Raw genomic sequence first — 24,464 nt, forward strand, 5'->3', positions numbered from 1 at the left:
TCAGGCCTACTCTCCACTTAACTGTTCTGCTGTCGGTAGTGTACGCGGTTCCACAGTGTCGTTTGTTGCCACATAGTGGAAAGCAGCACGTACTTCCTCAGGGTTCACTTCAATACCCAATCGGCGTGACAAAACTTTAGCCCACGCAAGGCGATAGACACCCAATTGCATCTCAGCTGCCGCCATCGCTTGCCCCACCGGCTTCTTCCCTGTTTTCCAATCCACCACAAACCAACCTGTGCGCATATCATCACCCTCATGAAAGACTGCATCAATGCGCCCCTCATAAATGCGGCCGGCGAGTGACACCGAGTACGCTCCTTCTACGGAATACGGCTGTTTATCAGCCCATTCGCTAGCAAGAAAAGCCTCCTTTAGCTTTTCGAGTTGGGGATCCTTGACGGTGGCATCCGAAGCTCCGGGCAGTTCCTCTTCATCAAGGAGGCTCACCTGTTTGTAGTGCTGTTCAACCCAGTTGTGGAAGGCTGTACCCCGCTTAGCGAATGGCTTAGGTTCGAGAGGTACCGGCCTCCGCCGCCTACGAGCGAACTCTTGGCTGTCCTGACGCAAAGCCACTGCCTCAGTCGCTGTTAACCGAATGCCAAGGGGTACGCGAACCTCTCGGGTGGAACGTTGCGTGAACTCTTCAATAAGCAGCTGGGTTTCCCTATCCCAGGCTGTAGTGGTGGGAGGGATTTCCCCGTCTAAGAAGCTTTCCACCATGTCCACAGCGCTCGTGTCTACATTGTGCCGACGCGGCCAGACAGTTCCGTTCATCTCTTCGCTCTCCTCTTGTTCTTTCAGGAAAGCAGCCCATCGTGCGTCGTTTTCTTTACGAAGCAGGTTGGCTTCAGGCGAGGGAGATAACAGGTTATCTTCGCGGCTCAATATCCCTTTCTCCACGTCGTCGTAGAACTTTTTAGGGTAGGTCTTTCCAGCCTCGGAAAATTCCACGATTTCATCGTGATTCGCACTATCCGCGATGACTTTCAGTAATACAGCCGGGTCCACGGCTGACTTCCTAGTTGGGGAATATGCAGAGCCGCTGACCAGAAGTACGCGCTCGGTTCGAGTTATTGCCACATAGAACACGCGATCCGATTCCTTCGACGCATAGCGCTTAATTTCTGTCGCGAACTCCTCGACAGCTTTGTTATGGTCTGATGACTTTGTTGCTGTAGATGCATCGAAAATAGGCATCTGATCCCCGGTGGTTCCACTAGGTTCCGCGTCACCACGCAATTCAGTGGGCATCGCCGACGCGTTGGAGGTCCACCTCTCTATCTGTTTTGTCTGCGAATAATCCGCGTAATTGTTGCGGGTGGCGAAAGGCACCGCCACGATATCCCACTCGAGTCCTTTGGCTTTGTGGACAGTGAGGATTTGTACCACGTTTTGTTTCTTACGGACCTCGCCTGGTTCCAAACCTGCTTCCTGGTCATAGGCGGCCTTGAGGTATTCCACGAGCGCCGATGCGTTGGAATTATTTAGTGCCGCAAAATCTCGAACAATGCTGGCAAATTTTTCCAGATGACTGGTGCCTATCGATGTTTCTGGATCACGGTGCCAACGAGCCATCACCTCAGTGCGCACACCAATCATTTGTTCAATATCTGCCACTAAGTCAGGCAACGGTTTGCTTAAGCTGTGACGACGAAGCTGACCTAACTCCTGAGCGAACTCACTAATCCTGCGGGCGCCCTCTTCGCTCATGCCTTGCTCGACGGCGTCGGTCAAGTCAGCGGCAGCGTCGCTAAGGCCCACAGACATGGCATGGGGATCTGGAATAAGCTTCTCGAGAGAGCTGGCGAGCTCAGAGGGTACGTTGGGAGCCGTCACTGCTGTCGCTGCCTGCGGTGCCGAGGATGAGTACATTTGATCCCGGGCTTCAGGGCTCTCGCCACCTGTATCTTCAGGTTTCTTTCGATGGATTTGTTTCGCTCTCTGAGCTAGGACAGCCAGATCAGCAGCCCCCAGATTGAAGCGTGGACCTGTGAGCAGGCGCATTGTCGCTTCATCATCTTCCGGATCCACGAGAACACGGAGTGTGGCGTACACGTCAGCTACTTCAGGCAAATCCAGTAGGCCGGGCCCCGCGGTCATTTCTGCAGGAATGCCTCGAGCGATGAGTTCCTCGTATACCGGCAGTGCCTGCTTATTCTTCGTTACCAATACAGCTGCAGAAAATGGAGTGGTGCGAGCTGATTGCTCATAGTCTTTCCAGCGCGCTTCCAATTCACCGGCTAGCCAATCCAACTCCTCCTGTCGTGTCTCGAAGAAACCAATCTGAATCTCACCTCGCGGTGCACTGGGTCGCGGCTGCAACTCAGATACCATCCGGCCGGTATCCATCGACCAACTCGCGACCTTATTGGCTAGTTCGAGCACGCCGGCGGGATTTCGCCAGGAGGTGGTGAGCTCTAACTTGTGCGATAACACTGGTTTGCCTGCGTTATCGCCCCCAGGCAGCGGAAAATCTTCGCGGAATTTCTCGAGGTTGGAAGAAGTCGCTCCACGGAACATGTAGATGGACTGCATTGGGTCACCAACAGCGGTAACGGATAAACCAGGATCCCTTCCCCGGCCGAACAGATTACTCAACAAGATGCGCTGCGAGTGTCCTGTGTCTTGATACTCATCGAGCAGCACCACGCGGAAGCGGCGACGTTGCTCTTCCCCCACATGAGGATGTGCCTCCACCAACGTCGCAGCTTTCGACATCTGCTGACCGAAAGTCATCACGTTCATTTCATCGAGACGAGCTCGATATTTTTCAATGATTGGCAAAATCTCCAGACGTCGGTATTGCGCATCCAGGAAATCAAGATTCTTTTTACTCAGATGGCCGCGAGTCTTGGGAAGTTCATCCAACCCCTGAATGGCTAGCTCTGTCAAAGAACGCACATCTTCCATCTCGGCCAGGTGGTTGTCCATTTCCTCAGACAGTGTCAGCACGTACGAAATCAACGTATTCGCAGTTTTGTCCCCCTGGATTTCGCCCGTCCAGTTTTGCACTATGTCGTAGGCAATCATCCAGCGCTCAGCATCGGTGATGATACGTCCCGCTGGTTCGATAGGAATGTACAAACCGTACTCGCGTAAGATATCGCCGGCATATGAGTCGTATGTGCTCACTGCGGGCGAGATATTTTTAAGGATGTCATGGCGCGGATCATCTTTTGATAATTCATCCATGAAAGCGCTACGGGCCAAGGTACCGAGCCTGGCACGGATACGCGTGCCCAATTCTGCGGCCGCTTTTCTGGTGAAAGTCAAACCCAAAACTTGTTCCGGTAGCACGTACCCATTAGCGACTAGCCAGACCACCCGGGCAGCCATCGTTTCGGTTTTCCCTGCTCCAGCGCCTGCGGTTACAAGATACGTACCAGTGGGTTCTGCACCGATGACTCTCGCCTGCTCGTCAGTGGGTGCATGTTGCTGCCCCAGAAGCTGTGAAAGCTCCTGCGGAGTGAAAATCTTTCGGTGAGGATCAAGTGTCCCGTGAGTCATTTAGACCAACATCCTTCCCGCAGTCTGTGCCGGACACGCACTAGCAAATCCGCAGTAAGTACAGTGGGGTCCTGGCGTCGCCCGGAAACTCGGGCCTTGAGCTGCCTCTGCCAGTGCAAGCATCTTTGTTTTATACTCGCTGAGTTCCTCAGCACTGAGCTTCATTTGCTGCACATCTCTGGCCTCTGCGATTTGGCCTTTGGATGAGGACCTGCCGGTCTCCCCTGGATACACCAACGCGGCTCCGTCATTTGTCAGCCCCTCAGTGTGGGCAACCATGAATTGGTAGGCGGATAGTTGATGGCTACCGGCTACGGCCTCTGCTGATTTGGCTGTGCGGGCGGTTTTGAAATCATAGACCATCGTGGCACCGTCAGCGTTAATAATGGCGAGATCCACACGCCCGTTGAGTACAACCTCTGTGCCATCGTGCAGCTGCCCCAGGCACACGCTGAACTCTTTTTCCGCCACCGCTTTATTACTCCCTGCGCCACACACTCTCTCGCTGATGAAACGATAGAGTTTCTCAATTCCCTCCCGCCATCGCTTCACGTTGTGCTCCACGGACCATGCCGCCCCGGTGACGAGTTGAGGGAAATACACTTCTACTGCATCCAGCACAGACTCCAGAGTTAGGTGCTGCGCATCAGGCGCGGATGCACTGCTCAGATCATCCACGATGGCCTGTGCAATGCAATGCACCGCGATGCCGATACGCTGGACGTCTGTCTCCAGCCCCACCCCGCTGTGACGTGCAAAGAAGTCACCTAATGCACAGTTGTTAAGAGCCTCCAAGCGAGAAGGGCTGAGCCTGAGCTTGCCGTCCTTGTCCACCATCGGCTCGTCTGTCGACGGTGCCGCCACTCCCCACCATTGACTAGGGTGCGCTCCGAAAATCCCTGCTGTGGCCATACGTGCCAGGTTACGGGCAGCGTTCTCACGCTCCTCTGAGCTGCGAGACTCGCTCACCGCGTAACGCAGCTCTCCCAATAACGGTTCCAGTGCAAGCACTCGTGGAATATCGTGCTCTGCATGAGGGTGCTGTTCTAGTGAGGAGGATTGTGGTTCTTCCGTCCCCGATGCTGGTGGCTTGTCAGCAAGCTCATCGGTGGCAGAAGTGGCGTCGAATGGCACAACGGCACCCTCAATCTCCGATAGAAACCGGGAAGGCACACCAGCCTCATCAGAATCGTTATCTACCGCCGTGATGACACACTGTCCGTGGGCACGGCTGAGCGCCAGGAGGAACAGGCGGCGTTCCTCCTCCACCGCCGGGCCTATTCGGGATATCTGAAGGTTCGGGTCGATCTTCCGGTCGAGGAGATCAACAAGTTCCTGTTGGTTGAATAAACCACCCACGGTAGGGCCTGCTGGCCACAGATCCTCCTGTACTCCTGAGACAACCACGACCTCCCACTGCCGCCCCGCGGCGGCGTGCGCAGGCAAAATCTCCACGGCCTCCGTCGGCGCACTACTACGCTCACGGGTGCCCGTAGGCAGCTCCTGAGCTCGCACTTCTTCTACAAACGTTTCCACAGAAGCAGCAGGGTTACGCTCTGCAAAATCACCTGCGAGGTCAAAAAGGCTCATGACTGCGTCTAGATCTTGATCAGCTTGGGCACCCAACGTACCTCCACGCAGTGCGCGGGTCTGTAGATGGTTGGCAAGGTCAGTGGCCTGCCACACTCGCCACAGCACGGTCTCTACGCCCTCGCCGTTCTCATAAGCTTCTCGCCCAGCGTTGAGGACCTTAGCCAAGCGGCCACTCACCGTTTCTTCTCGAGGACCAAAGAAACGGGTCCACGCCTCCCGTTCCTGTTCAGTGGCCTCTCCAGCCAGTAGGGCGTTGAGATAATCTATTGCCTGGTAGGGCGCTCCATCAGAATGCCTCGGCAGGTCTTTGTTAAGGATTCGCTCATGGGTTATGGCGCGGTTAATCGAGCGCTCCACACGGCGCACCATCACCGGATCCGCTCCCCCCACGCTGGATTCCAGCAAGCACCTCATCTCATTCGTGCTCAAACGGCGGTAAGTCGACTCCATCGCAAGGAGTAGGACGGATACGAGAGGCTGCTCGGCCAGCACCACGGACGTTGGATCGACCTTCACCGGCACTCCGTGGGACATCAATACGCGACGCAACGATGATATTTGTGCGGTATCACGCACAATAACAGCGATATCTCCCCAGGCCACGCCATCTTCAAGGTGTGCACGCCGCACGACATTAGCGACGTGGAGTTTCTCCGACATTGAAGAGGATGCGGTGAGAAGTCGGAGCTGCCCCTGTCCGCCGCACTCTGTGACCGGAATGCGTGTCCGTAAATGGGGAAGCTGTCCCGTCAACGCCTGTACTGCAGCCGCTTGGTCAGAATTCAGCCGATGCGACTTACTGAGCACGACAAGATGAGCATCGTCGTGTGAATGGCGAAGCAAGAAGGCCTCATCCGCACCGCGAAAATGAAAGACACACTGGTCGGGATCCCCAGCGATGATTACCCGCGTGCCCGGCGCGATGAGAGTCTCGATGAAACTAGCGGATGCTGGATCCATGTTGTGTGCGTCGTCAACCAACACCAGCTGGAGGCGTTCGCGTTGGCGGAGTGCCAGCTGTTCTCCGGCACTTACACCCGAGCCATCACCTTCAAGCTCCTCAATCACGCTATGAAGCAATTCGGAGGCATTAAGATTCCATACCTCACCAAGGCGCTGTGTCTGCTCATAGCGGCGCAAAAAATTCCCCGCCGCCTCCCACATTGGGCGGGAATGCTTTACCCCTAGTTGCTGCAACTCATCAGCCCGCACCCCACGCTCCGTCGCACGGAGGATGAGATCACGCAATTGTCGCGCAAAGCCCACCATCCCCAGTGCTGGCATAATCTCGTCTGGCCACAGAGACAGCCCATCCTCCAATTCGCCTTTCAGCAGAATTCGGATCTGAGCATCGTGCTCCGCGCCGGAAATCAACCGAGGAAGTGGCTCCTGCTTGCTCTGGCGGATCGCTCGGTATAAAGCGAATGCCCACGAGTGCACGCTACGCACAGGAGCGCCCGTCCCCGCATACTCTTTCACGTCGCTCACGCGTTCGAATATCTCAGCGCGGATACGTGCAGCTGCAGCCTTGGAGGGCGCGACGAACATCATGTCTTCTGCGCGTCCGCCCTGCAGAAGAAAACTCAAAGCTGCATCTACCAAAAGACTGGTTTTGCCCGTGCCAGGGCCACCCAATACAGCGTAGGGTTTGTCATAATCTAAGCGTTCATCACCACTGATCAGAGCAGCTGGCAAGCCCTCCCAGTTGCGCTGCGCACAGGCAGAGGATTGAGCACGTTCAAGAATGACAGTCGGGTTACCCGTAGCCCCAATTCTCTGGGCAGGATCCGAAGCATGAAAGTTCATGCCTCCTAGTTTGTCATGCCGGTGAGACATCCGTGGAGTGATGAGCATGAGCCAAGATCACATCAGCGACGCGCGATAAACCCTGCCATGCCTCCGGTCGAGAATGAGGCAGGATCGCATGCACCATCACTCGGTACAGAGCTGCGCGCAAAGCCAACTCCCAAAAATCCGGGATATGAGCCCAGCGCTTCAGCAGGGCGTCGGAACCATTGCACCACGCCATGGCGTCCACCACCATAAGGGCAACAGGCCAGCCGGCGGGTCTCCAGGACGGAACGAGATCGGTGAGAACTGGATCGGCCAATCCATCGAACACTAGGCATCCCAGAACGTCACCGTGAACCAGTTGATCGGGCTCACTAAGTTCGCCACGTGCAGCAGCCAACTCGGCGGCTTTGGTCAGCGCGTCCGCAATATCATCGCGGGGAACTGAATCGAGGGGCAAGGACACGCGCACCCACTCCGTCGGATCTGCGTCGAAGGCGGCAGACTCAGCAGCGGCAAAAACATCCGCTTCATTCCACACTCCGGTCTTTTTCGGTGCCTGCAGGAACGTCGGTTTTTCTTCGTCCCGCAGGGCTTCGGAAATACGGAGAGCAGCCATGGCGATCTCATCGAAGCGTGGAGCTCTATGTCCCGACAAAAAAGTACGGGCCCGCCATCCGGACACACTGTAGCGACCATCGGAGGAGACTATTGGGCGAGAAACGCTCACACCAGCCGGGCGCATCTTCGCCATCGTCCGGGCAATCCACGCCGCCCGTGCAGGCTCATCCGCCGGACTAATCACCGCGCGATCGCAGCGCCAGCCGTGGCTCCATTCGGAATCGAGTTGCACCGGGCGCGCCGCGGGCACTTGGAAGCTGGCCAAGATGTGAGAAGGAGGGGTCTGTGTCATCGCTTAATCGCTCCGGTTTCCATTTGCTGCAGAGTCCTCCTGGGTCTTCTTCCCCTGAGGATATGGCCACGGATTAGCCACGCAGGTCATCCCGTCTTTCTTGTACACCTCTTGAGAATTAATGTTGTGCAACTCGTCATTAGACAGGCTGAGGGTCTGCTGCATCATCACAGGCGCTAACCCGCCATTTTTCACACATGGTTGGTGCGCCGCATACCCCACGCCGTGCCCAACCTCATGATTGATGACGTACTGTCGGTAGCCGCCCAGATCACCTTGGTAAGGCTGAGCTCCACGCAACCACCGTGCTTCGTTGATAACCACTCGGTGTCCGGTGGGCATGAAGCAGCTAGTCTCTAGGTTGTAGGAATTTCCGCAGACATCGTGGGTAGTTTTCATCGTGGTGAGCTGGAAACGGAAGTCCGGTTCCTGCCCCGCCGGTAGATCCTCTTCTTTCACGTGTTGAAAGGAGATCTCCGGGTCTGCGATCCACGACTTGGGGTTTGATAGCGTGGCATCCACCATGGCGGCGAAGGCATCGAAACCACCGATATTGTCGGGCTTAATTGTGTCCTCAACCTCGACCACGTAGGTGTATTTGTTCTTCGTGCCCTGACCCACGCGTTCGCCTGGGTGACCTACGATGGTGAACGTGTTGGAGGATTCTTGAGTCAGGGGAGCTCCCGGCGGTAAGTCGCCAATGTCCAGACCTTCGTACTCCCCTTGGAAGACGGGGCCTTCTCCGCGCGGAGCGGCATCCTCTTCCTTGCCCTCTCCACTGGCATGTGTCGACGCCACCCGTGCCCCATTCGAATCCGCTGAGTGAAATAGCGCACTGCCCAGCACGAGGAGTGTGACAAGAACAAAAACACCGGCGATCACGTACTTGATGTGCTCCTGCGAGTCGCGCTGGGGCTTCACCGCATGACGCCGAGCATGTCCACGCCCCGGCATATCCGAAGCGACGACGTCAGAATAGGACTCATCACTTCGAGGTTCAGGAATGCTAAAGCGTTCGCGACGTGGGGATTCCTTGGGATAGTGTGTCATGCCTGTGTGTCAGTCTCTATGCTCTCTGCGTTCGAGAATGCGACGGGAGTGTTTAATGTGATCGCGTCTGTACCGTCTTAGAGAAATCCGACAGCATTCTGAGATTCAGATCCCACCTCTACATATGCCACGTGCTCGCGCAACACAATGTGGCGCGCACCCTTCAGCCCTTCCAGTTCGAGCGTGCCGGCGGGGTTGGAGTCAGCCAAGAAGGAACGGACTTGCTGGAGAACCTCATCCTGAGACTTCTCACTAGTGATTTGCAATTCACGGGAGTTCTGCGTGAAGCCAATCTTGATCTGCATGGGGGTTGTAGCCACCTAACCTTTTCTTCGCAGCGTGCAGTAGTGTGACCATCATAGCTGTAATAGTCGGGAAAGGACGTGAACGCGGCGGTGACTGACGCTATTAAGGCCGGGAAGACTTTCGTTGAGTTGGGGGTTGCAGCGGAGATAGTCGATGCTCTGGCTGAGCGCAATATCCACCGCGCTTTCGCCATTCAGGAATACACTCTTCCCATCGCGTTGAAAGGTCAGGATCTCATCGGTCAGGCTCGCACGGGCATGGGAAAGACCTACGGTTTTGGCGTGCCGCTACTCGACCGTGTTTTCGACGACGCAGATATCACCGCCCCAGACGGAACTGCCCGAGCCTTAGTTGTGGTGCCGACTCGCGAACTGTGTTTACAAGTAGCCAACGACCTTGAACTTGCCGCCCAGTATCTCACGGTGGATGGCCGCCCACTCATGGTCACGGCCATTTATGGTGGCGTACCTTTCGACAAACAGACGTCAGTGTTGGCACGGGGAGTGGATGTACTCGTCGGCACTCCCGGCCGCTTATTGGATCTCATTCGCCAGGGTCTGTTGGATGTATCCACAGTAGAGATTGTGGTGCTGGATGAGGCTGATGAGATGCTGGATCAGGGGTTCCTAGATGATGTCTCCACTATTTTGTCTCAGACTTCCACTAAACGTCAGACGATGCTTTTTTCTGCGACAATGCCCGGACCGATTGTGGCTTTGACGCGTAATTTCATGACTCACCCGATACTGGTTCAAGCTGATAATGCTGCCACCGAGGCCACCCATTCAACTACTACCCAGATCGTTTTCCAGTCTCACAAGATGGATCGGATGTCTACGTTGGCGCGTCTGTTGCAGACTCCCGGGCGCGGTCGCACCATTGTCTTTGCTCGCACAAAGAGGCAGGCGGCTCTGGTTGCTCAGGATCTCGCCCATCTGGGTTTTCGCGTGGGAGCCGTCCATGGTGACATGAAGCAGGCTGATCGCGAAACGTCTCTCGCAGATTTCCGTACCGGCGCCATCGATATCATGGTGGCCACCGATGTGGCAGCCCGGGGTATCGATGTGGACGACGTCACGCACGTGGTCAACTACCAAGTTCCGGATGATGAACGCACCTATGTCCACCGCATCGGCCGCACTGGGCGTGCGGGCAATAGCGGCATTGCCGTGACTCTGCTGGGCTGGGATGAGGTCACACGCTGGAAGGCCATTGACGAAGCACTGGGAATCGGGCAATCAGAACCACCCCAGTGGTTTAGCTCCTCCCCTGATTTCCTGGAAACTTTTGGCCTTCCTTCAGATGTGAAGGATCGAGTGGGCGCCCCTCGCAAAGTCAAAGGCGCACAATCGGCGACTGCACCCGCTCGCCGCCCCCGTCGTCACAACGACGGCGGACCTCGCAAGCACCGTGGGCCTCGCTCATGAAGGCGCTTCCCCGTCCTGAACGGCGTACACGACGCGACATCATCGCCACGTGCGTCATCATCCTCCTTACGCTCATCGTCATCACCGGAACCTGGTGGGGGTCCCAGCAGTCACGCGTCGATCATTCCGTGGATGCTTCCCAGACGATTGGCAGCGACAGCGGCACGAAAACTGGCAACAACGATTCCTCCAACTCACACGCCACGCAGGATAAGCGAGCCACGCAACTTCCCAAGCATCTATCCCCCGCCTGGGAAGCTCCTACCACTGCAGACCGGCAACTCGTAGCCGGCGCCAACGGAGTGCTGAGCATACGCGGTACCCGAGTCAGTATGTTGGATGCCCGCACCGGTAAGGAACGTTGGCACTATGACCAGCAACGTGAGATATGTGGAGTGGCATCCCCCTCTCGATGGACAGAAGTGGTCGTCGTATTCCGCAGCCCCAAAGGATGTGGCGAGGCCATCAGTTTTGACATGGCAAGCGGACAGTACGCGTACACGCGCGATGCCCTAGCGCAAGACGACGTGACTGTTTTCGCCGGAGATACCCGAGCCGGCACCATTTCACCGCGACGTATAGAAATCTGGCGCGATGACCTGGTTCGCACCGTGGAAGTTGGCTATCAGGAAGCTCCTACCCAGCCAGACCAACAAAAGTACGTGAATTGTAGCTTCACCTCTGCACAGACATACGCAACCATGCTGGCCACCGCTTCGGCTTGCCCAGACGATGACTCGAAAAAACTCGTCCGTCTCTTAGACACCACCCCGGAAAAGTCTGATCAGCCGGAGATCTACCATGAATTCACCGTGCCGGCGGGTGCAGAAGTAGTCGCTGCCGCACAGAATTCAGCGCTTATCTACATCCCTCCGCAAGATGACCACGACGCAAAATTCCAGTTGTTGAACAAGTCCGGCGACTTTGAAAACCTCCCCGCACAAGCCAGCCCCGGCGTCGAAGCAGAGGACCAGAGTCGAACTGATGGTCCAGTTGCGATGTGGTTCGATGGAGCACGGCTCAACGTCTTCGGGGCAGAGGATCTTCACCCGCGTTTTCAGGTCGACGGCGCACTGGGTACCGGAGCGATGATGGCGGGTGCGCTGCTTGTACCAGTGCCCACGGGAATTGCCGTGATCGACCCTGCGCACGGGACGGTTGAGCGTACGATCCCCGTCGAACGACATGGATATACAGGCCCCATCACGCTGCGGATATCCGGCGATTCCACCATTGTGGAACAACGCGCAGACACTCTCGTGGGCCTCACCGCTTCCCCGTAGCGTGTTATCCCCATAGCGAGCTGTACCTTAGCGTCTTGTTCCCCCTAGCGAGCTATTCCCGGCGGTGAGTTACTCCGCGTAGCGAGTAGCAGCCCAGTCCACAGCCTGCGGACTAAACAAGAGAATCAAACCCAGCGCAGCCATAAGAGCAGTAGGAACCCCTAGATCAGGCCGCCCCGACGTGAACATGTAATAGGCCACGCCCAGTAGACACAACTGCAGCATCACTACGGGACCACGTCCCCACTTGCGTCCCGTGGACAGAAAATAGCCCGCTAGAGCAACGGCCCCGAAGAAAAAGAGGAACCACGCGGCGGTACCGTAGCCAGAAATAACTGCACCCGGGTCATGGAATCCGTTAGCTTCACGAATGATAAGAATAATCCCAAAACCGATACCCGCACCCCCTTGAATCAAGCCCAATATGCCGGCTAACTTCACAGCCGGAGGTGGGGCGGGACGACCAGAATTCTGCTTCGTGCGGGTTTCTTTCATAACTACCTAGTTTAACCCGCTGATAGCCTTAGGCCTGTGGATGTCCTCATCATTTCTAATCCGAACTCAACCAGCATCACTCAGAAGAATCTGGCTCACATTATTCCCACCTTGAGGAATGTTGACGGCATTCGCATGCGGTCTCGCTTTACACAGTATGCGGGACACGCAGAAGAATTAGCTCGCCAGGCTCGTTCTCAGGGCTGGGATGCCGTCATCGCTATTGGCGGGGATGGCACGGTTAGCGAGGTTGTCAATGGATTGTTGGATGTTCCCACTGATGATCCAGATGCTCAGGCTCACGATATTCTCACTTCACGCACACCCAGGCTTGGCATCATCCCTACAGGCAGCGCCAATGTTCTTGCACGCTCGCTGGGTTTTTCCGGCAAAGCCAACGTCGCGGTGAAACAGTTAGCCGAGGCTCTTTCTACCAATTCCACCCGCCGGGTTTCGATGGGCACCTGGGCAGATTCTTCCCCGGGCGCTCGCAAGGACCACCGTTGGTTCGCCGTCAATGTCGGTATGGGGATTGACGCCACTGTTATCCACACTATGGAGCAGCGCCGCGCAGAAGGGCTGTCAGCTTCCCCGCGCCGCTACATGCGCATTGCGTTACAGGCGTGGTCGCAGTCCAAGAGCTCGCAACCCATAATCACCATCCGCACTTCAGGGGCTAGGAAAAACGTGAACACGGAATATGTTCCGTTAGCATTCGTATCCAACACCGATCCCTGGACGTACTTTGGCCCTTTCCCCGCACGGATTGCCTCCGGCGATGGCATCGATAGCGGGTTATCGGTGTTTACTGTGAGACACAGCCGGGGGTGGCGCCCTTTGGGTGCACTTCTGGGGCTACTTGTCCCTCCACTGCGCAGGGGTCTCGCTCATGAAAGCATCACTGTTGAGGCTGCTCATGCTGTGCGACTGGAGGCTCGATCACCTATGGAGTTCCAAGTTGATGGCGAATACAAAGGCGAGTATTCCAGCATTGATCTGCGCTTTATCCCCGATGCCATGGAGATCTTCACTCCCCTCGGCTGAGCGTGACGCACTTAACACAGGCTCATTACAAGTAATGAGGAACGCAGAGCAAATCAATCCTTAGTGATACTTCTCACATTTTTGCCGGGAACTCTAGCGAAGTACGCAGTTCCGTGCAATGATCGTTCAAGTAACCGATCAGGGAACGCTACGTTAACAACGGATAAACATTCCCTATCTATGGCGAGAAGCCCTGCTGTCACCTCTGGACGAGAGGTTATGCACACCACTTCGCCACCCCACCTTTTCAAACAACCTTCTGCGAAGGTTCATTTAGCGTGGGCTTGACTAGCCCAGGCTTAGGTCAGTGCGCTTAAAACCGCCCTGATCGTCTTCGCAAGACAGTTGTAGTGACGAAACACAACGAGCCTCTTCGACGAAAGGATTACCACCATGGATTGGCGCCACAAGGCAGTTTGTCGCGACGAAGACCCTGAACTCTTCTTCCCAGTAGGTAACTCGGGCCCAGCTCTAGCTCAGATCGCTAAGGCCAAGCTGGTGTGCAACCGTTGCCCTGTTACCTCCCAGTGCTTGAACTGGGCAATCAGTTCCGGACAGGATGCCGGCGTATGGGGCGGTATGTCTGAGGACGAGCGTCGCGCTCTGAAGCGTCGCACAAACCGCGGCCGTTCCCGCCAGCGTAGCCGCGCCACTGTCTAAACACCCGACAGTTTTCACAGCGGCTGTCTCAGCAAGTGACAGAGGACAGGGCGCACAAACACCACTGTCTTTTGTTGCCCTCCGCCCCGGTTCGTTAGACTGGGGCTTCGTTAGACTGGGGCGGATACTTCTTCGCCCGTATCGTACGCCCGTAACGTAAAGGAGCACAGAATGAGCAAGCGTGGCCGTAAGCGCAAAGATCGCCGCAAGAAGAAGGCTAACCACGGCAAGCGTCCTAACTCTTAAACCGCCAGCGGCTACATAGGATGAGCCGAAGGCCGAAGAAGACAGATCCTGGACACACAACACTGCGTGTCCAGGATCTGTCTTCTTCGTATATCAATCCGGCTCACCACGCCTTACCCCCGGCACATGCCGAGTCTCCGTCGTCGCTACTCACCACGACTTTACTGCGCCATATGCCAAGTCTCATCTCTCGTCAGCTAGCGTTCGGCCACAAGTGCCCTTAGTCACGGCGCACTTCTATATAGCGCACATGGAGTTCGCTGACGATCCGCGCCCTTAACCCCTGCGGGGCAGGCTGCCCTCCGCAGCGATGCCGCAGTAGTTCGCGGATTTGTTGCTCGATACCCAGGCTCTCGAGGCACTGGGGGCATTCCTCAATTTGATCGTGCAGCTTCTGGCGCTTGTGCTCTTCACAGCAACCATCCACATAGGCATACAGGGTATCCAGCAACTCCTGACACCGAGCATCTCTGTTTGGCTGTCGATTCATCTCTCGCATCCTCACTTCTCCTGTGCCGTTGGTGCTGCTTGTACCGAGTGCGCCGGCTGTGTCGTCCGTGCTGTGTGGGATGGCTGCGTCGTTTCTGCATCTAAGGCGTCGGCTCGGCTTGCCCTACGCTGAGACGGGGCAGTCTCGGCAGCTTTTTTCTTTGATTCGGTGGAGATTCCATGCTCCGCCGCCACGTCCTTGAGCTTCGCGCGCAATTGCTTTCGACCACGGTGAAGCCGGCTCATCACGGTGCCAATCGGGGTATCCATGATCTCTGCAATTTCCTTGTATGGGATGTCTTCAACGTCCGCGTAGTACACCACCATGCGGTAATCCTCAGGCAGGCTCATGAGCGCTTCTTGAATGCGCGAATCCGGAATATTTCTCAGCGCTTCAACTTCCGCCGATTCCAAACCTGTCGAATCGTGCGACGCAGTTTCCGCCATCTGCCAATCCGTCACGTTGTCATCACCGGTTTCCACTGGGCGGCGCTGCGCCTTACGGTAATTGTTGATGTACGTATTGGTAAGAATGCGGTACATCCACGCCTTCAAATTCGTGCCAGGTTTAAACGAGGCAAAGGCTTGAAAAGCCTTCATGTAGGCGTCTTGCACAAGGTCTTGGGCATCAGAGGGGTTGCGTGTCATACGCAAGGCGGCACCATAGAGCTGATCCAGCAGCGGCAGTGCTTCCGCTTCGAAGCGCTGCATCAACTCCTGCTGGCTTTCATCAGTGCGTTTCGACGCAGTGGGAGGCATAGGCCATCTCCTCTCTCTCCTGTCGATTCAATGCGCGGAAACCCTATTTTATTCCGGATGTATTCCGGAGTGGAGCGCGCTGTCCGAAGCAATGAGAGCGGAGGAGTTATTTCTGACGTTGCCCACAGCCTTGCTCGCCTTCCGGCTCACCACCCGATGCATCGTCGACGCCACAACTGAGCCCGCTAACTCGTGAGCAGTTTCATCAGAGGCTCCGAGCCACGCACGTGCCTCCTCGTCATTCAGAATCCGTGGCATGCGATGGTGCAGCCATTGAAGGGAATCAATTGCTGGACACGTGATGATCGTGCCGCATACGTCCCCTTCGCAAGGCCTGCACAGTCCCGCCACCAACAATGGACGATGATCTGCTCGGGAGGTGAACCACGGCTGCTTAGAGCCATTGTGCTGCGTCCACTCGTACCATCCGTCCATCACAAAGAGGCAGCGAGCACTACCGCGGAAAATATATTTTTCGTTCGCCGTTTCACCACGGGCGTTGAACACCACACCACAGTTGTTAGACCGGGCCCCAGCCCGGGGATAACCCCACCGTGCAGGCCCTAGAGCCAGTCCCTCACGGAACACGCGCACGATCGGCACGTGATGAGTTGGAGCAATGTTATAGCTCTGCCGATAGATAGACTCCGCGCCGATCTGGGTAGCCACATCCTCAACCCTCTCTACCCCGGTGGCTTCCTTCACGGTAGCGATGAGCTGTTCCTTCGGGGTGAAAAGTACATAGCGTCCGCACATAACACCCATTATGGCGGGTGTGACCGTGCAGTTTTGCGATCTTTGGTGACACAATAGAGGGCATGTCTGAAGTCCTGTGGCAAGCACCCGTCGCCGAGAAGCCTGTTGCTTCTACTGTGTCCATTCCCGGTTCTAAGTCAATCACCAACCGGGCTTTGATTCTGGCGGCGTTGGCGGATGGACCGTCGACTATCCGAGGAGCTTTGCTCAGCCGTGACACTCACCTGATGATGGATGCTCTGCGAACATTCGGCACCACCATAACGGTGGAGGGTACGACCATCCATGTGGTTCCCACTCAGTCTCTGACCGGCGGCACAGTGGATTGCGGTTTAGCTGGAACGGTCATGCGTTTCGTCCCACCAATCGCCATGCTGGCCAATGGAACTGTGGAATTTGACGGCGACGTTGCAGCACGCAAACGCCCCATGGCCACCACCTTGGACTCGCTTGACGCCCTGGGAGCCACGCTTGACTTCCCTACTCACGATGCCACTGAACGAGGTGCCGCTACCCGAGAGATCATCTCCGCCGCCACTGCAGCCGGCGACCACCGCGGTTTGCCATTTCTTGTGTGCGGCAAGGGACATGTTCGCGGAGGAGAAGTTCGCATCGACGCCAGCGCCTCCTCCCAATTCGTCTCCGGTCTGCTACTGGCCGGCGCCCGCTTCGACGAAGGTGTGCGAGTGATTCATGAAGGCTCCGCTTTACCTTCCCAGCCGCACGTAGAGATGACTGTCGAGATGTTGCGCTCTGCCGGCGTGAAGGTAGATGTGGCATTCAATTCGTGGACAGTACATCCCGGACCAATCGCCGGCCGCACGTGGAATGTGGAACCTGACCTATCCAACGCCACCCCTTTCATGGCTGCCGCAGCGGCGACGCGAGGATCAATTCGGATCCGCAACTGGCCGCAGACCACCACCCAACCTGGTGATCAGTTTCGAGAGATTTTGCGCGACATGGGTGTGGAAGCCGTCTACCACGCCGATTCCCATGAGCTGGAAGTCACCACTGACACACCGCTGCAGGGCATCACGTGGGACATGCATGACATCGGTGAGCTGACTCCTACCGTCGTCGCCCTCGCCACTGTGGCAGATACTCCGAGCCATCTGTACGGAATCGCTCATCTTCGAGGACATGAGACCAATCGCCTTGCTGCGCTCGCCGATAACATCAATGCCCTTGGCGGCGACGTGCGCGAAACACAAGATGGGTTGATGATCAATCCTCGCCCGTTACATGGTGGCTGCTGGGCTTCCTATGAGGACCACCGGATGGCCACGGCCGGCGCTATTCTCGGGCTTGTGGTGCCGGGCATCCAGGTAGAAAATATCGACACCACGTCCAAAACTCTCCCTGGCTTCCGTCAGCGTTGGTTGGAAATGCTGGGGCTCAGTGTCGAACCTAGCGTCTCGGACGCATACCGTCAGGACGCTTCTGGCGTGCTCGGTCAGCGTGCTTCTGGGGCACATGGTTCGGATGGCACCGAGGCCGCCAATGGGTAGACGCGGAGGAAGAGGCCGCGATTGGGATGAGTCCGACGTCCGCATCCGGCCGGGCAAGGGCTCCCGACCACGCACCAAGGATCGTCCTTCTCACGATGATGCCCAGTTTGGCATGGTCGTTTCCAAAGACCGCGGTCGCTGGGGTGTAGTGCTGGAATCTACCGGTGTTCACGTCACGGCCATGAGAGCACGAGAACTAGGGCGTACACCGATCGTTGTCGGTGACCGGGTGGGGGTTGTGGGCGACACGTCGGGCAGGAAAGACACGCTAGCTCGTATCGTGAAGTTGGCTGAACGCACCAGTGTGTTGCGGCGTACGGCAGACGATACCGACCCCTACGAGCGCGTCGTGGTAGCTAATGCGGATCAGCTTCTCATCGTCACTGCTGTAGCCGACCCTCCACCACGCGCGGGATTCGTTGAACGCGCCCTCATCGCCGCATTTGTCGGCGGCGTCGAACCAGTTTTGTGCCTGACGAAATCCGACCTCGCCGATCCTGAAGAATTCGCCGCGGAGTTTCAAGATTTAAACGTCAAGGTAGTGCTGGCAGGTGTCTCTGAGTCGCTCGATGCCACACGAAGCATCATTGATAACAAGGTGACTGCGTTGGTGGGACATTCTGGCGTCGGTAAATCGACGCTGGTGAACCGGCTAGTTCCCAATGCTCAGCGAGAAACCGGCGAGGTATCGGGCGTCGGCAAAGGGCGCCACACCTCCACCCAATCGGTAGCGTTACCTCTACCCAACGGCGGATGGATCATCGACACCCCGGGAATCCGTAGTTTCGGACTGGCACATGTACACCCGGACACTATCGTCAATGTTTTCGACGACCTACGCGACGTGGCCGAAAATTGTCCACGAGGCTGCACCCATATGGGCCCGCCAGCCGACCCGGAATGTGCTCTCGACACCCTTGAGGGGGCTAGCGCCCGGCGCGTGCGAGCCGTGCGGGTACTGCTCACGGCGCTGCGCTCAAACAACGAATGGGAACGCGAAGAATAACACGAGTGGGAACGCGGCCAACGGAAAAGAAGCGGAGAAAAACAGACGCTTCCCTGCGCGCATTCCCAACGGCCAAACGGCTATAGCAGATCCACGAGGAAAGGTAGCTCCTGGGCGCCGTACCAAGACATGAGGTTATCCTCGCAATCGCCAAGGGTTAGTTCCGCCTCTTCATCACCCAAATCTGCTTCATCCACGACGTCCATGGCGGCTTTCGTGGCAGCTTCCGCATCGTGGTCATCTACGTGAATGGCAGCGAGAGCTTTCACGGTCACAATGGCGGGATTAAGCCTGACAACAGACTCGCCATCCTCCGGCGCGAGGGTAATGGCCTGATCGTCGATGTCCGCACTAATCACCACACGCCGATACGGGAAACGTTGCTCATCGCCAATAGTCAACAAGCGTAGAGAAGCACGCGCCGCATCGAGGAATGCGGTATAAGCTAGTTCCTCGTCATCACCGCTGGTGTAGAACTCGCGGACCGCCGGAGTCAATGCGAAGCCTACGCCTGAACGCACTGGCATCTGCTGTTCTTCTGCGAGAGTGCGCAGCAGATCGAAAGTGGCGGGGATATACACGCGCATCACTAAAAATCTCCATCCATCTCCAGCACTCCGGTGATCTCGACAATCGCACGGTCGAACTGCTGATAAAAGATGCCGATCATGCCTGCTTCTACAGCTCCCCGAATGTTGAGGATGGAATCATCCACCAATACCAAGTCATTGACTGGTAATTCCAAACGGTCGGCAACAATGGTGAAGATTTCCTCGCTGGGCTTCTCTGCTCCCACTTCACCAGAAAGAATCACGTCGTCTACCAGACCTTGTTCTTTCCACACGCGAATATGGTCGGCTCCGGAGCCACCTGGATCGTTGGACAAAATGGCGGTCGCTAACCCCTCCTCTTTGGCAGCGGCCAACAACTTCCGCCACCGACGGCGATCCTCTTCCGCTCCATCCAATACTCCACAATAGTCAACTACTAGTCCACGCATGACCTATATTGTGCCACCATTTCACCCTCACCGTGACTACGCCCCACGGCTGTAATGACCACTGCTGTGGTACCCGCTGGTGTCGCACCTCATGCTGTTGCTCTCACTGCGTAGTGCCTACGGTGGTAGCCCCCCACACTGCGATGCCCACAGTTGCACCCCGGGAAAAAAGCTCGCAAACTTCCCCTGGCTGCGTCATACGCGGAGTGTTGTATAGTCGGTGAACGACTGGACGAAGAGCATTCGGTGCACAGGGGGAATGTGCACCCGTTTTCTCGTGAAGCGTTTGGCCAGTCTCGCATAGTCAGTCTGAAGGGGGATGTATTTACTTGAATCTGCACAGTACGCATAGGCTCCAGCCCATACCCGGCTACCTATATCTCGCGCGCCCGGCTCCCCCATCTCTCACCGCTTTGTCGGATTCCTTGCCTTCTCCTCTCTTCGCCGACGCCACCCCTTCTCCCGACCGCGCGCCACATCATCCTGTACCGTCACCCCACGCGCGGCAAGCACCCGTTGCAGCCCCGGACAAGGCCGATCTCGCCCGCCTGCTAATAGTGTGGCTAGAAGCCCTCGACGGACGCCGCTCCCCTGCAACCCTCAAATCCGTGCGATTTCATCCGCATGTTCCTGCAACACTCCCCTCTTTACGACAGCGTTTACAATTGGGCACCCCCACTGATCGGGCAGATGCGGCGTCGATGCTCAACACGGTTCACATCCAACAGGCAGCAACGCACAAGACACGTTTTTGCGCATCGGTTGTCATCAGAGGTCGGGTACGTGCCCTCGCCGGAACGGGGCGACTCGTGCGGGTGAGAAAGCACAAAGAGTCCCCAGCCGCCGTGGTATGGCGGGTGGAGACTCTGCACATCATTTAGCGCCGCGCCTCTTTGTCCTCCAGCTGGCTTCCCTCAGCCGGATCCTCAACCTTTAGAGTGCCAGCGGCCTGATCTAGCTGCTTACGCACGCTAAACAATTGGCGAACCGTTTCCTCCTTGATGCCTTCCTTCATGCGGTTGAACATGTCACCGCCTTCACGCTGATACTCCACCAAAGGATCGCGCTGAGCCATTGCACGCAGGCCAATGCCCTCCTTGAGGTAGTCCATCTCGTAGAGATGCTCACGCCATTTCTGATCCACGACATTCAGCAACGCCGCGCGCTCCATGCCCCGCATCTGTTCCTCGCCGCCGATCTCGGTGACACGTTCCTCAAGATCGTCATACGCCGCGTTAGCATCCTGAAGAATAGCCTCCAGGAGTTGGCCGGAGCTCAACTCGCCTGGGCGACCGTAGTCAGAACCTTCAACGAGCTCCTCATGAGTAATGCTCGGGGTGTACAGCGACTCCAAGGCATGCCACAGTGTGTCGAGATCCCAATCCTCCACATAGCCTTCCATCGTGGCGTGGTCTACATACGCTGTGATCGTGTCTTCCAACATGGCACGGATCTGGGTCTCAACATCTTCGCCCTCGAGAATCTGACGGCGTTCGCCGTAGATCACCTTGCGCTGTTCGTTGAGCACTTCGTCGTATTTGAGGACGTTCTTACGCATCTCGAAGTTAGCGGACTCAACTTGAGTCTGTGCCCCCTTGATCGCGTTAGTCACCATCTTCGAGTCAATAGCCTCATCATCGGGGATGTTGAGGCGAGTCATCATGTTTTCCATGGTGGGTCCCACGAAACGCACGATGAGTTCATCACGCATAGACAGGTAGAAGCGGGTCTCACCAGGGTCACCCTGACGCGCAGAACGACCACGCAGCTGATTATCGATGCGGCGAGACTCATGGCGCTCAGTACCTAGCACATACAGGCCACCAACCTCGCGTACTTTTTCTGCCTCGGCCTTTACTTTCGCACGGACATTCTCGATTTCTTCATCCCAGGCTTCCTGGTATGCTTCCGGATCCTCCACGGGATCTAATCCACGCTCGCGCAACTCCAGGTCGGCGATGATGTCTGGGTTACCACCGAGCACGATATCAGTACCACGACCAGCCATGTTGGTCGCCACAGTGACGGCACCCAAACGGCCTGCTTGTGCAACAATCTCCGCTTCCTTCTCGTGATACTTTGCGTTCAGCACATTGTGCTTAATTCCACGAGCCTGCAGAAGACGGGAGAGGTACTCCGAACGCTCCACCGAGGTAGTACCAACCAGAACCGGTTGTCCCTTTTCCACGCGCTCGGCGATGTCATCGGCCACTGCCTCGAACTTGGCTTCCTGAGTCTTGTAGATCAGATCCACATGGTCAATGCGCTGGTTCTTCTTGTTCGTGGGGATCGCAGCAACATTGAGCTTGTACGTCTGGTGAAGCTCAGCTGCTTCGGTCTCAGCCGTACCGGTCATGCCGGCGAGCTTGTCATATAGGCGGAAGTAGTTCTGCAGAGTAACAGTGGCGAGAGTCTGATTCTCGTTCTTGATCTCTACATTTTCCTTGGCCTCGATGGCCTGGTGGATGCCTTCGTTGTATCGGCGGCCGTCGAGAATGCGACCGGTAAACTCGTCGACGATAAGAACCTCGCCGTTACGAACGATGTAATCCTTATCGCGGGTAAAGAGCTCCTTCGCCTTAATCGCATTATTCAGATAGCCCACCAGCTGGGAATGCTCAGGAGCGTAGAGGTTCTCGATGCCGAGTTGATCCTCGACATACTCCACGCCTTCTTCCTTTACACCAATGGTCTTCTTGCGTTCATCCACTTCGTAGTGAATATCCTTAGTCAACCTCGGGGCGATACGAGCAAAGGCGTGATACCACTCAGAGGAACCACCGGCGGGACCGGAGATGATCAACGGGGTTCGAGCCTCGTCGATCAGGATGGAGTCGACCTCATCGACGATGGCATAATGGTGGCCGCGCTGTACGAGATCAGCCATACGGTGAGCCATGTTGTCACGGAGATAGTCGAAGCCGAATTCGTTGTTGGTGCCGTAGGTGATATCCGCGTTGTATGCTTCACGGCGCTCAGCTGGTGACTTGCCAGACAAAATCACATCAGTGGACAGCCCCAGGAAGCGGTGAACGCGCCCCATCCACTCAGCATCGCGCTTGGCCAGATAGTCATTCACCGTAACAACGTGCACACCTTTTCCTGAAAGTGCATTGAGATAAGCAGGCAGCACACAGGTCAGGGTTTTACCCTCACCGGTTTTCATTTCAGAGACATACCCGAAATGCAGACCAGCGCCACCCATGACCTGCACTTTATAATGCTTCTGACCCAGCACGCGCCAGGATGCCTCACGGGCAGTGGCGAACGCCTCCAGCAGAACGTCATCCAGGGACTCGCCGTCTTCCTGAACCCGCTTTTTCAGCTCGTCCGTCTTGGCACGCAGCTCATCATCGCTCAGCGCGGAGTACTCATCTTCGAGCTCGATGACCTGGTCGGCGATCTTGGCCAGTCGCTTCACCGCACGGCCTTCACCCATTCGGAGAAACTTTGAAAGTCCTAGCACGTCCTGGTTGTCCTTCGTGTCGCGTAATTATGTGCAAGTAATGCCCGGGGAGTACATCGAGCATGTCGATGGAAAATCCACCATCGGGAGACAAACGTTCATCCTACCTCGCGGGCAAGTAGTTGTGGAACGCATGGCGCAGAAAGCTAGCTGCTTGGCGTCTGCTGTCGGCGAACCTTCGCCATAATAAAATCCCGCTCCGGGGAGCAACGTGTGGACGTTGCCCTCGTCCGAAGCGGGAAGCTCTAGGTAATGCCGCTGAGTCACCCACGGAATCTGTGCCGCGCGTGTTTGAACGGTGCTCGCTTACTGAGCGCCCTTCAGCGAAATCAAACCATAGTCAAATGCATGACGGCGGTAGACGACGGACGGCTGGCCGGTCTCTTCATTGATGAAGAGGTAGAAATCGTGGCCGACGAGTTCCATCTCTGACAGCGCATCATCCACGCTCATTGGCTTAGCCTGATGCTCCTTACTACGTACGACTTGACCCGGCTGGAACTGATCCTCATAAGGGTCGACATCGTATTTACCTGCAGGGGCTTCTTCCTTGGCCTGGGGCTGCGCATCCTCGACCAGAGCGGCGGTTGCCTCACCGATACCCACTGGGGCGCGATGACCGGAGCGAGAAATCTTACGGCGAGCCTTCACCTTACGCAGGGAGCGCTCCATGCGTCCGATGGCAACCTCAAGCGCAGCGTAGAAAGAATCTTCCTTCGCCTCAGCGCGGGCAATGTGCCCCTTACCCGTTGCGGTGATCTGGATGCGGTCGGACTCATCAGAACGACGCGGATTTGGCTCATGCTGCAATTCAACATGGAAGAAGGTCAGTGTCGGATCCAGGCGCTCGATCTTGGCGAGCTTACCGTGAACGCGTTCCGCGAAGTGCTCGGGCACCTCAACGTTACGACCGGTGATCTGGACCTCAGCCTCCGGGGACCCTTTGTCCTCGACCGGCGACGTGTTGTTGACACTCGACATGTTCAACCTCCCAAATGATGCTCATCGTGCTTCATGAGGCGGGTTTGCCTCACAAAGGGGGCGACGAAACGTTTCCGTCCCCGAGTCTACCGATAACTCTCCCACCCCGGTGCACTGAGTGGGGGTTTCGCGTTAGCCGATAAAACTTTTACCCCCAATGAAATAAAAGCCTATGAAA

Annotated in this window: 21 protein-coding genes; 8 read left to right on the top strand and 13 right to left on the bottom strand. The window is 56.5% G+C overall.

Annotated features, from left to right (window positions below; translation table 11 throughout):
* Positions 1 to 6: 6 nt before the first annotated feature.
* The 5 genes from GP473_RS07045 to GP473_RS07065 all read right to left on the bottom strand — a co-directional run bounded on the left by GP473_RS07045 (position 7) and on the right by GP473_RS07065 (position 9,177).
* Positions 7 to 3,510: a UvrD-helicase domain-containing protein gene (locus GP473_RS07045; RefSeq protein WP_185770190.1), complete on the bottom strand. Its 3,504-nt coding sequence runs from the start codon at positions 3,508 to 3,510 to the stop codon at positions 7 to 9.
* On the bottom strand, positions 3,511 to 6,909 hold the full coding sequence (locus GP473_RS07050) for an ATP-dependent DNA helicase (RefSeq protein WP_185770191.1): 3,399 nt from the start codon (positions 6,907 to 6,909) through the stop codon (positions 3,511 to 3,513).
* A gap of 13 nt (positions 6,910 to 6,922) precedes the next feature.
* Positions 6,923 to 7,807, bottom strand: coding sequence for a TIGR02569 family protein (locus GP473_RS07055; protein ID WP_185770192.1), 885 nt, complete (start codon positions 7,805 to 7,807; stop codon positions 6,923 to 6,925).
* Between the two features lie 3 nt (positions 7,808 to 7,810).
* Positions 7,811 to 8,857: a DUF3152 domain-containing protein gene (locus GP473_RS07060; RefSeq protein WP_246394745.1), complete on the bottom strand. Its 1,047-nt coding sequence runs from the start codon at positions 8,855 to 8,857 to the stop codon at positions 7,811 to 7,813.
* 77 nt (positions 8,858 to 8,934) lie between these two features.
* Positions 8,935 to 9,177 (bottom strand): DUF3107 domain-containing protein, encoded by a 243-nt coding sequence (locus GP473_RS07065; protein WP_246394746.1) that lies wholly within the window; start codon positions 9,175 to 9,177, stop codon positions 8,935 to 8,937.
* A 75-nt stretch (positions 9,178 to 9,252) separates the two neighbouring features.
* Between GP473_RS07065 and GP473_RS07070 the strand changes: the two genes are divergently transcribed.
* Both GP473_RS07070 and GP473_RS07075 read left to right on the top strand, forming a co-directional pair.
* Positions 9,253 to 10,590: a DEAD/DEAH box helicase gene (locus tag GP473_RS07070; RefSeq protein ID WP_185770194.1), complete on the top strand. Its 1,338-nt coding sequence runs from the start codon at positions 9,253 to 9,255 to the stop codon at positions 10,588 to 10,590.
* Entirely contained in the window at positions 10,587 to 11,873 is a 1,287-nt protein-coding gene (locus tag GP473_RS07075; RefSeq protein WP_185770195.1) for an Rv3212 family protein, read from the top strand. Before GP473_RS07070 ends, GP473_RS07075 begins: the two co-directional genes overlap by 4 nt.
* Positions 11,874 to 11,942: 69 nt before the next feature.
* Here the strand turns inward: GP473_RS07075 and GP473_RS07080 are convergent, their stop codons facing one another.
* A complete protein-coding gene (locus GP473_RS07080) occupies positions 11,943 to 12,368 on the bottom strand; it encodes a hypothetical protein (RefSeq protein ID WP_185770196.1) in 426 nt (141 codons plus the stop codon).
* Positions 12,369 to 12,404: 36 nt separating this feature from the next.
* Here GP473_RS07080 and GP473_RS07085 point away from each other — a divergent pair, with 36 nt between their 5' ends.
* The 3 genes from GP473_RS07085 to GP473_RS09645 all read left to right on the top strand — a co-directional run bounded on the left by GP473_RS07085 (position 12,405) and on the right by GP473_RS09645 (position 14,318).
* Positions 12,405 to 13,412 (top strand): diacylglycerol/lipid kinase family protein, encoded by a 1,008-nt coding sequence (locus tag GP473_RS07085; RefSeq protein WP_186276769.1) that lies wholly within the window; start codon positions 12,405 to 12,407, stop codon positions 13,410 to 13,412.
* A gap of 393 nt (positions 13,413 to 13,805) precedes the next feature.
* Complete coding sequence (locus GP473_RS07090; RefSeq protein WP_185770198.1) at positions 13,806 to 14,072, top strand: WhiB family transcriptional regulator; 267 nt, start codon at positions 13,806 to 13,808, stop codon at positions 14,070 to 14,072.
* 171 nt (positions 14,073 to 14,243) lie between these two features.
* Positions 14,244 to 14,318, top strand: a complete 75-nt coding sequence (locus GP473_RS09645; protein WP_011274008.1) for a 50S ribosomal protein bL37 — start codon at positions 14,244 to 14,246, stop codon at positions 14,316 to 14,318.
* A 220-nt stretch (positions 14,319 to 14,538) separates the two neighbouring features.
* Here the strand turns inward: GP473_RS09645 and rsrA are convergent, their stop codons facing one another.
* From rsrA to GP473_RS07105, 3 genes are read right to left on the bottom strand one after another with little or no spacing between them, the layout of a single operon-like run.
* Positions 14,539 to 14,808, bottom strand: a complete 270-nt coding sequence (gene rsrA, locus GP473_RS07095) for a mycothiol system anti-sigma-R factor (protein ID WP_185770199.1) — start codon at positions 14,806 to 14,808, stop codon at positions 14,539 to 14,541.
* 11 nt (positions 14,809 to 14,819) lie between these two features.
* Positions 14,820 to 15,566, bottom strand: coding sequence for a sigma-70 family RNA polymerase sigma factor (locus GP473_RS07100; RefSeq protein WP_185770200.1), 747 nt, complete (start codon positions 15,564 to 15,566; stop codon positions 14,820 to 14,822).
* 48 nt (positions 15,567 to 15,614) lie between these two features.
* The gene (locus tag GP473_RS07105) at positions 15,615 to 16,322 is read right to left on the bottom strand and encodes an SOS response-associated peptidase (RefSeq protein ID WP_186276770.1); all 708 of its coding nucleotides are present in this window, start codon (positions 16,320 to 16,322) and stop codon (positions 15,615 to 15,617) included.
* 62 nt (positions 16,323 to 16,384) lie between these two features.
* On the opposite strand from GP473_RS07105, the gene GP473_RS07110 reads away from it, so the two are divergent.
* Complete coding sequence (locus GP473_RS07110) at positions 16,385 to 17,833, top strand: 3-phosphoshikimate 1-carboxyvinyltransferase (RefSeq protein WP_185770202.1); 1,449 nt, start codon at positions 16,385 to 16,387, stop codon at positions 17,831 to 17,833.
* The gene (gene rsgA, locus GP473_RS07115) at positions 17,826 to 18,839 is read left to right on the top strand and encodes a ribosome small subunit-dependent GTPase A (protein WP_185770203.1); all 1,014 of its coding nucleotides are present in this window, start codon (positions 17,826 to 17,828) and stop codon (positions 18,837 to 18,839) included. Before GP473_RS07110 ends, rsgA begins: the two co-directional genes overlap by 8 nt.
* Positions 18,840 to 18,919: 80 nt before the next feature.
* Here the strand turns inward: rsgA and GP473_RS07120 are convergent, their stop codons facing one another.
* Complete coding sequence (locus GP473_RS07120; RefSeq protein ID WP_185770754.1) at positions 18,920 to 19,426, bottom strand: DUF6912 family protein; 507 nt, start codon at positions 19,424 to 19,426, stop codon at positions 18,920 to 18,922.
* Positions 19,427 to 19,428: 2 nt separating this feature from the next.
* Complete coding sequence (locus GP473_RS07125) at positions 19,429 to 19,839, bottom strand: HAD family hydrolase (protein ID WP_185770204.1); 411 nt, start codon at positions 19,837 to 19,839, stop codon at positions 19,429 to 19,431.
* Positions 19,840 to 20,168: 329 nt separating this feature from the next.
* On the opposite strand from GP473_RS07125, the gene GP473_RS07130 reads away from it, so the two are divergent.
* Positions 20,169 to 20,720, top strand: a complete 552-nt coding sequence (locus tag GP473_RS07130; RefSeq protein WP_186276771.1) for an Rv3235 family protein — start codon at positions 20,169 to 20,171, stop codon at positions 20,718 to 20,720.
* Here GP473_RS07130 and secA read toward each other — a convergent pair.
* Positions 20,717 to 23,305 (bottom strand): preprotein translocase subunit SecA, encoded by a 2,589-nt coding sequence (gene secA, locus GP473_RS07135; RefSeq protein WP_185770206.1) that lies wholly within the window; start codon positions 23,303 to 23,305, stop codon positions 20,717 to 20,719. The two genes, GP473_RS07130 and secA, sit on opposite strands and share 4 nt — an antisense overlap.
* 306 nt (positions 23,306 to 23,611) lie before the next feature.
* Positions 23,612 to 24,286: a ribosome hibernation-promoting factor, HPF/YfiA family gene (gene hpf / locus GP473_RS07145; protein ID WP_185770208.1), complete on the bottom strand. Its 675-nt coding sequence runs from the start codon at positions 24,284 to 24,286 to the stop codon at positions 23,612 to 23,614.
* Positions 24,287 to 24,464: the final 178 nt, after the last annotated feature.

It is taken from the genome of Corynebacterium anserum (assembly GCF_014262665.1).
In the GTDB taxonomy this organism is placed as follows: Bacteria; Actinomycetota; Actinomycetes; order Mycobacteriales; family Mycobacteriaceae; genus Corynebacterium; species Corynebacterium anserum.

What these genes read in the sequence shown, in the direction of transcription:
- GP473_RS07045 (WP_185770190.1), bottom strand. Translation starts at nt 3,510, where the DNA reads ATGACTCACGGGACACTTGATCCTCACCGAAAGATTTTCACTCCGCAG.
- GP473_RS07050 (WP_185770191.1), bottom strand. Translation starts at nt 6,909, where the DNA reads ATGAACTTTCATGCTTCGGATCCTGCCCAGAGAATTGGGGCTACGGGT.
- GP473_RS07055 (WP_185770192.1), bottom strand. Translation starts at nt 7,807, where the DNA reads ATGACACAGACCCCTCCTTCTCACATCTTGGCCAGCTTCCAAGTGCCC.
- GP473_RS07060 (WP_246394745.1), bottom strand. Translation starts at nt 8,857, where the DNA reads ATGACACACTATCCCAAGGAATCCCCACGTCGCGAACGCTTTAGCATT.
- GP473_RS07075 (WP_185770195.1), top strand. Translation starts at nt 10,587, where the DNA reads ATGAAGGCGCTTCCCCGTCCTGAACGGCGTACACGACGCGACATCATC.
- GP473_RS07080 (WP_185770196.1), bottom strand. Translation starts at nt 12,368, where the DNA reads ATGAAAGAAACCCGCACGAAGCAGAATTCTGGTCGTCCCGCCCCACCT.
- GP473_RS07090 (WP_185770198.1), top strand. Translation starts at nt 13,806, where the DNA reads ATGGATTGGCGCCACAAGGCAGTTTGTCGCGACGAAGACCCTGAACTC.
- rsrA (WP_185770199.1), bottom strand. Translation starts at nt 14,808, where the DNA reads ATGAATCGACAGCCAAACAGAGATGCTCGGTGTCAGGAGTTGCTGGAT.
- GP473_RS07100 (WP_185770200.1), bottom strand. Translation starts at nt 15,566, where the DNA reads ATGCCTCCCACTGCGTCGAAACGCACTGATGAAAGCCAGCAGGAGTTG.
- GP473_RS07105 (WP_186276770.1), bottom strand. Translation starts at nt 16,322, where the DNA reads ATGTGCGGACGCTATGTACTTTTCACCCCGAAGGAACAGCTCATCGCT.
- GP473_RS07110 (WP_185770202.1), top strand. Translation starts at nt 16,385, where the DNA reads ATGTCTGAAGTCCTGTGGCAAGCACCCGTCGCCGAGAAGCCTGTTGCT.
- rsgA (WP_185770203.1), top strand. Translation starts at nt 17,826, where the DNA reads ATGGGTAGACGCGGAGGAAGAGGCCGCGATTGGGATGAGTCCGACGTC.
- GP473_RS07120 (WP_185770754.1), bottom strand. Translation starts at nt 19,426, where the DNA reads ATGCGCGTGTATATCCCCGCCACTTTCGATCTGCTGCGCACTCTCGCA.
- GP473_RS07125 (WP_185770204.1), bottom strand. Translation starts at nt 19,839, where the DNA reads ATGCGTGGACTAGTAGTTGACTATTGTGGAGTATTGGATGGAGCGGAA.
- hpf (WP_185770208.1), bottom strand. Translation starts at nt 24,286, where the DNA reads ATGTCGAGTGTCAACAACACGTCGCCGGTCGAGGACAAAGGGTCCCCG.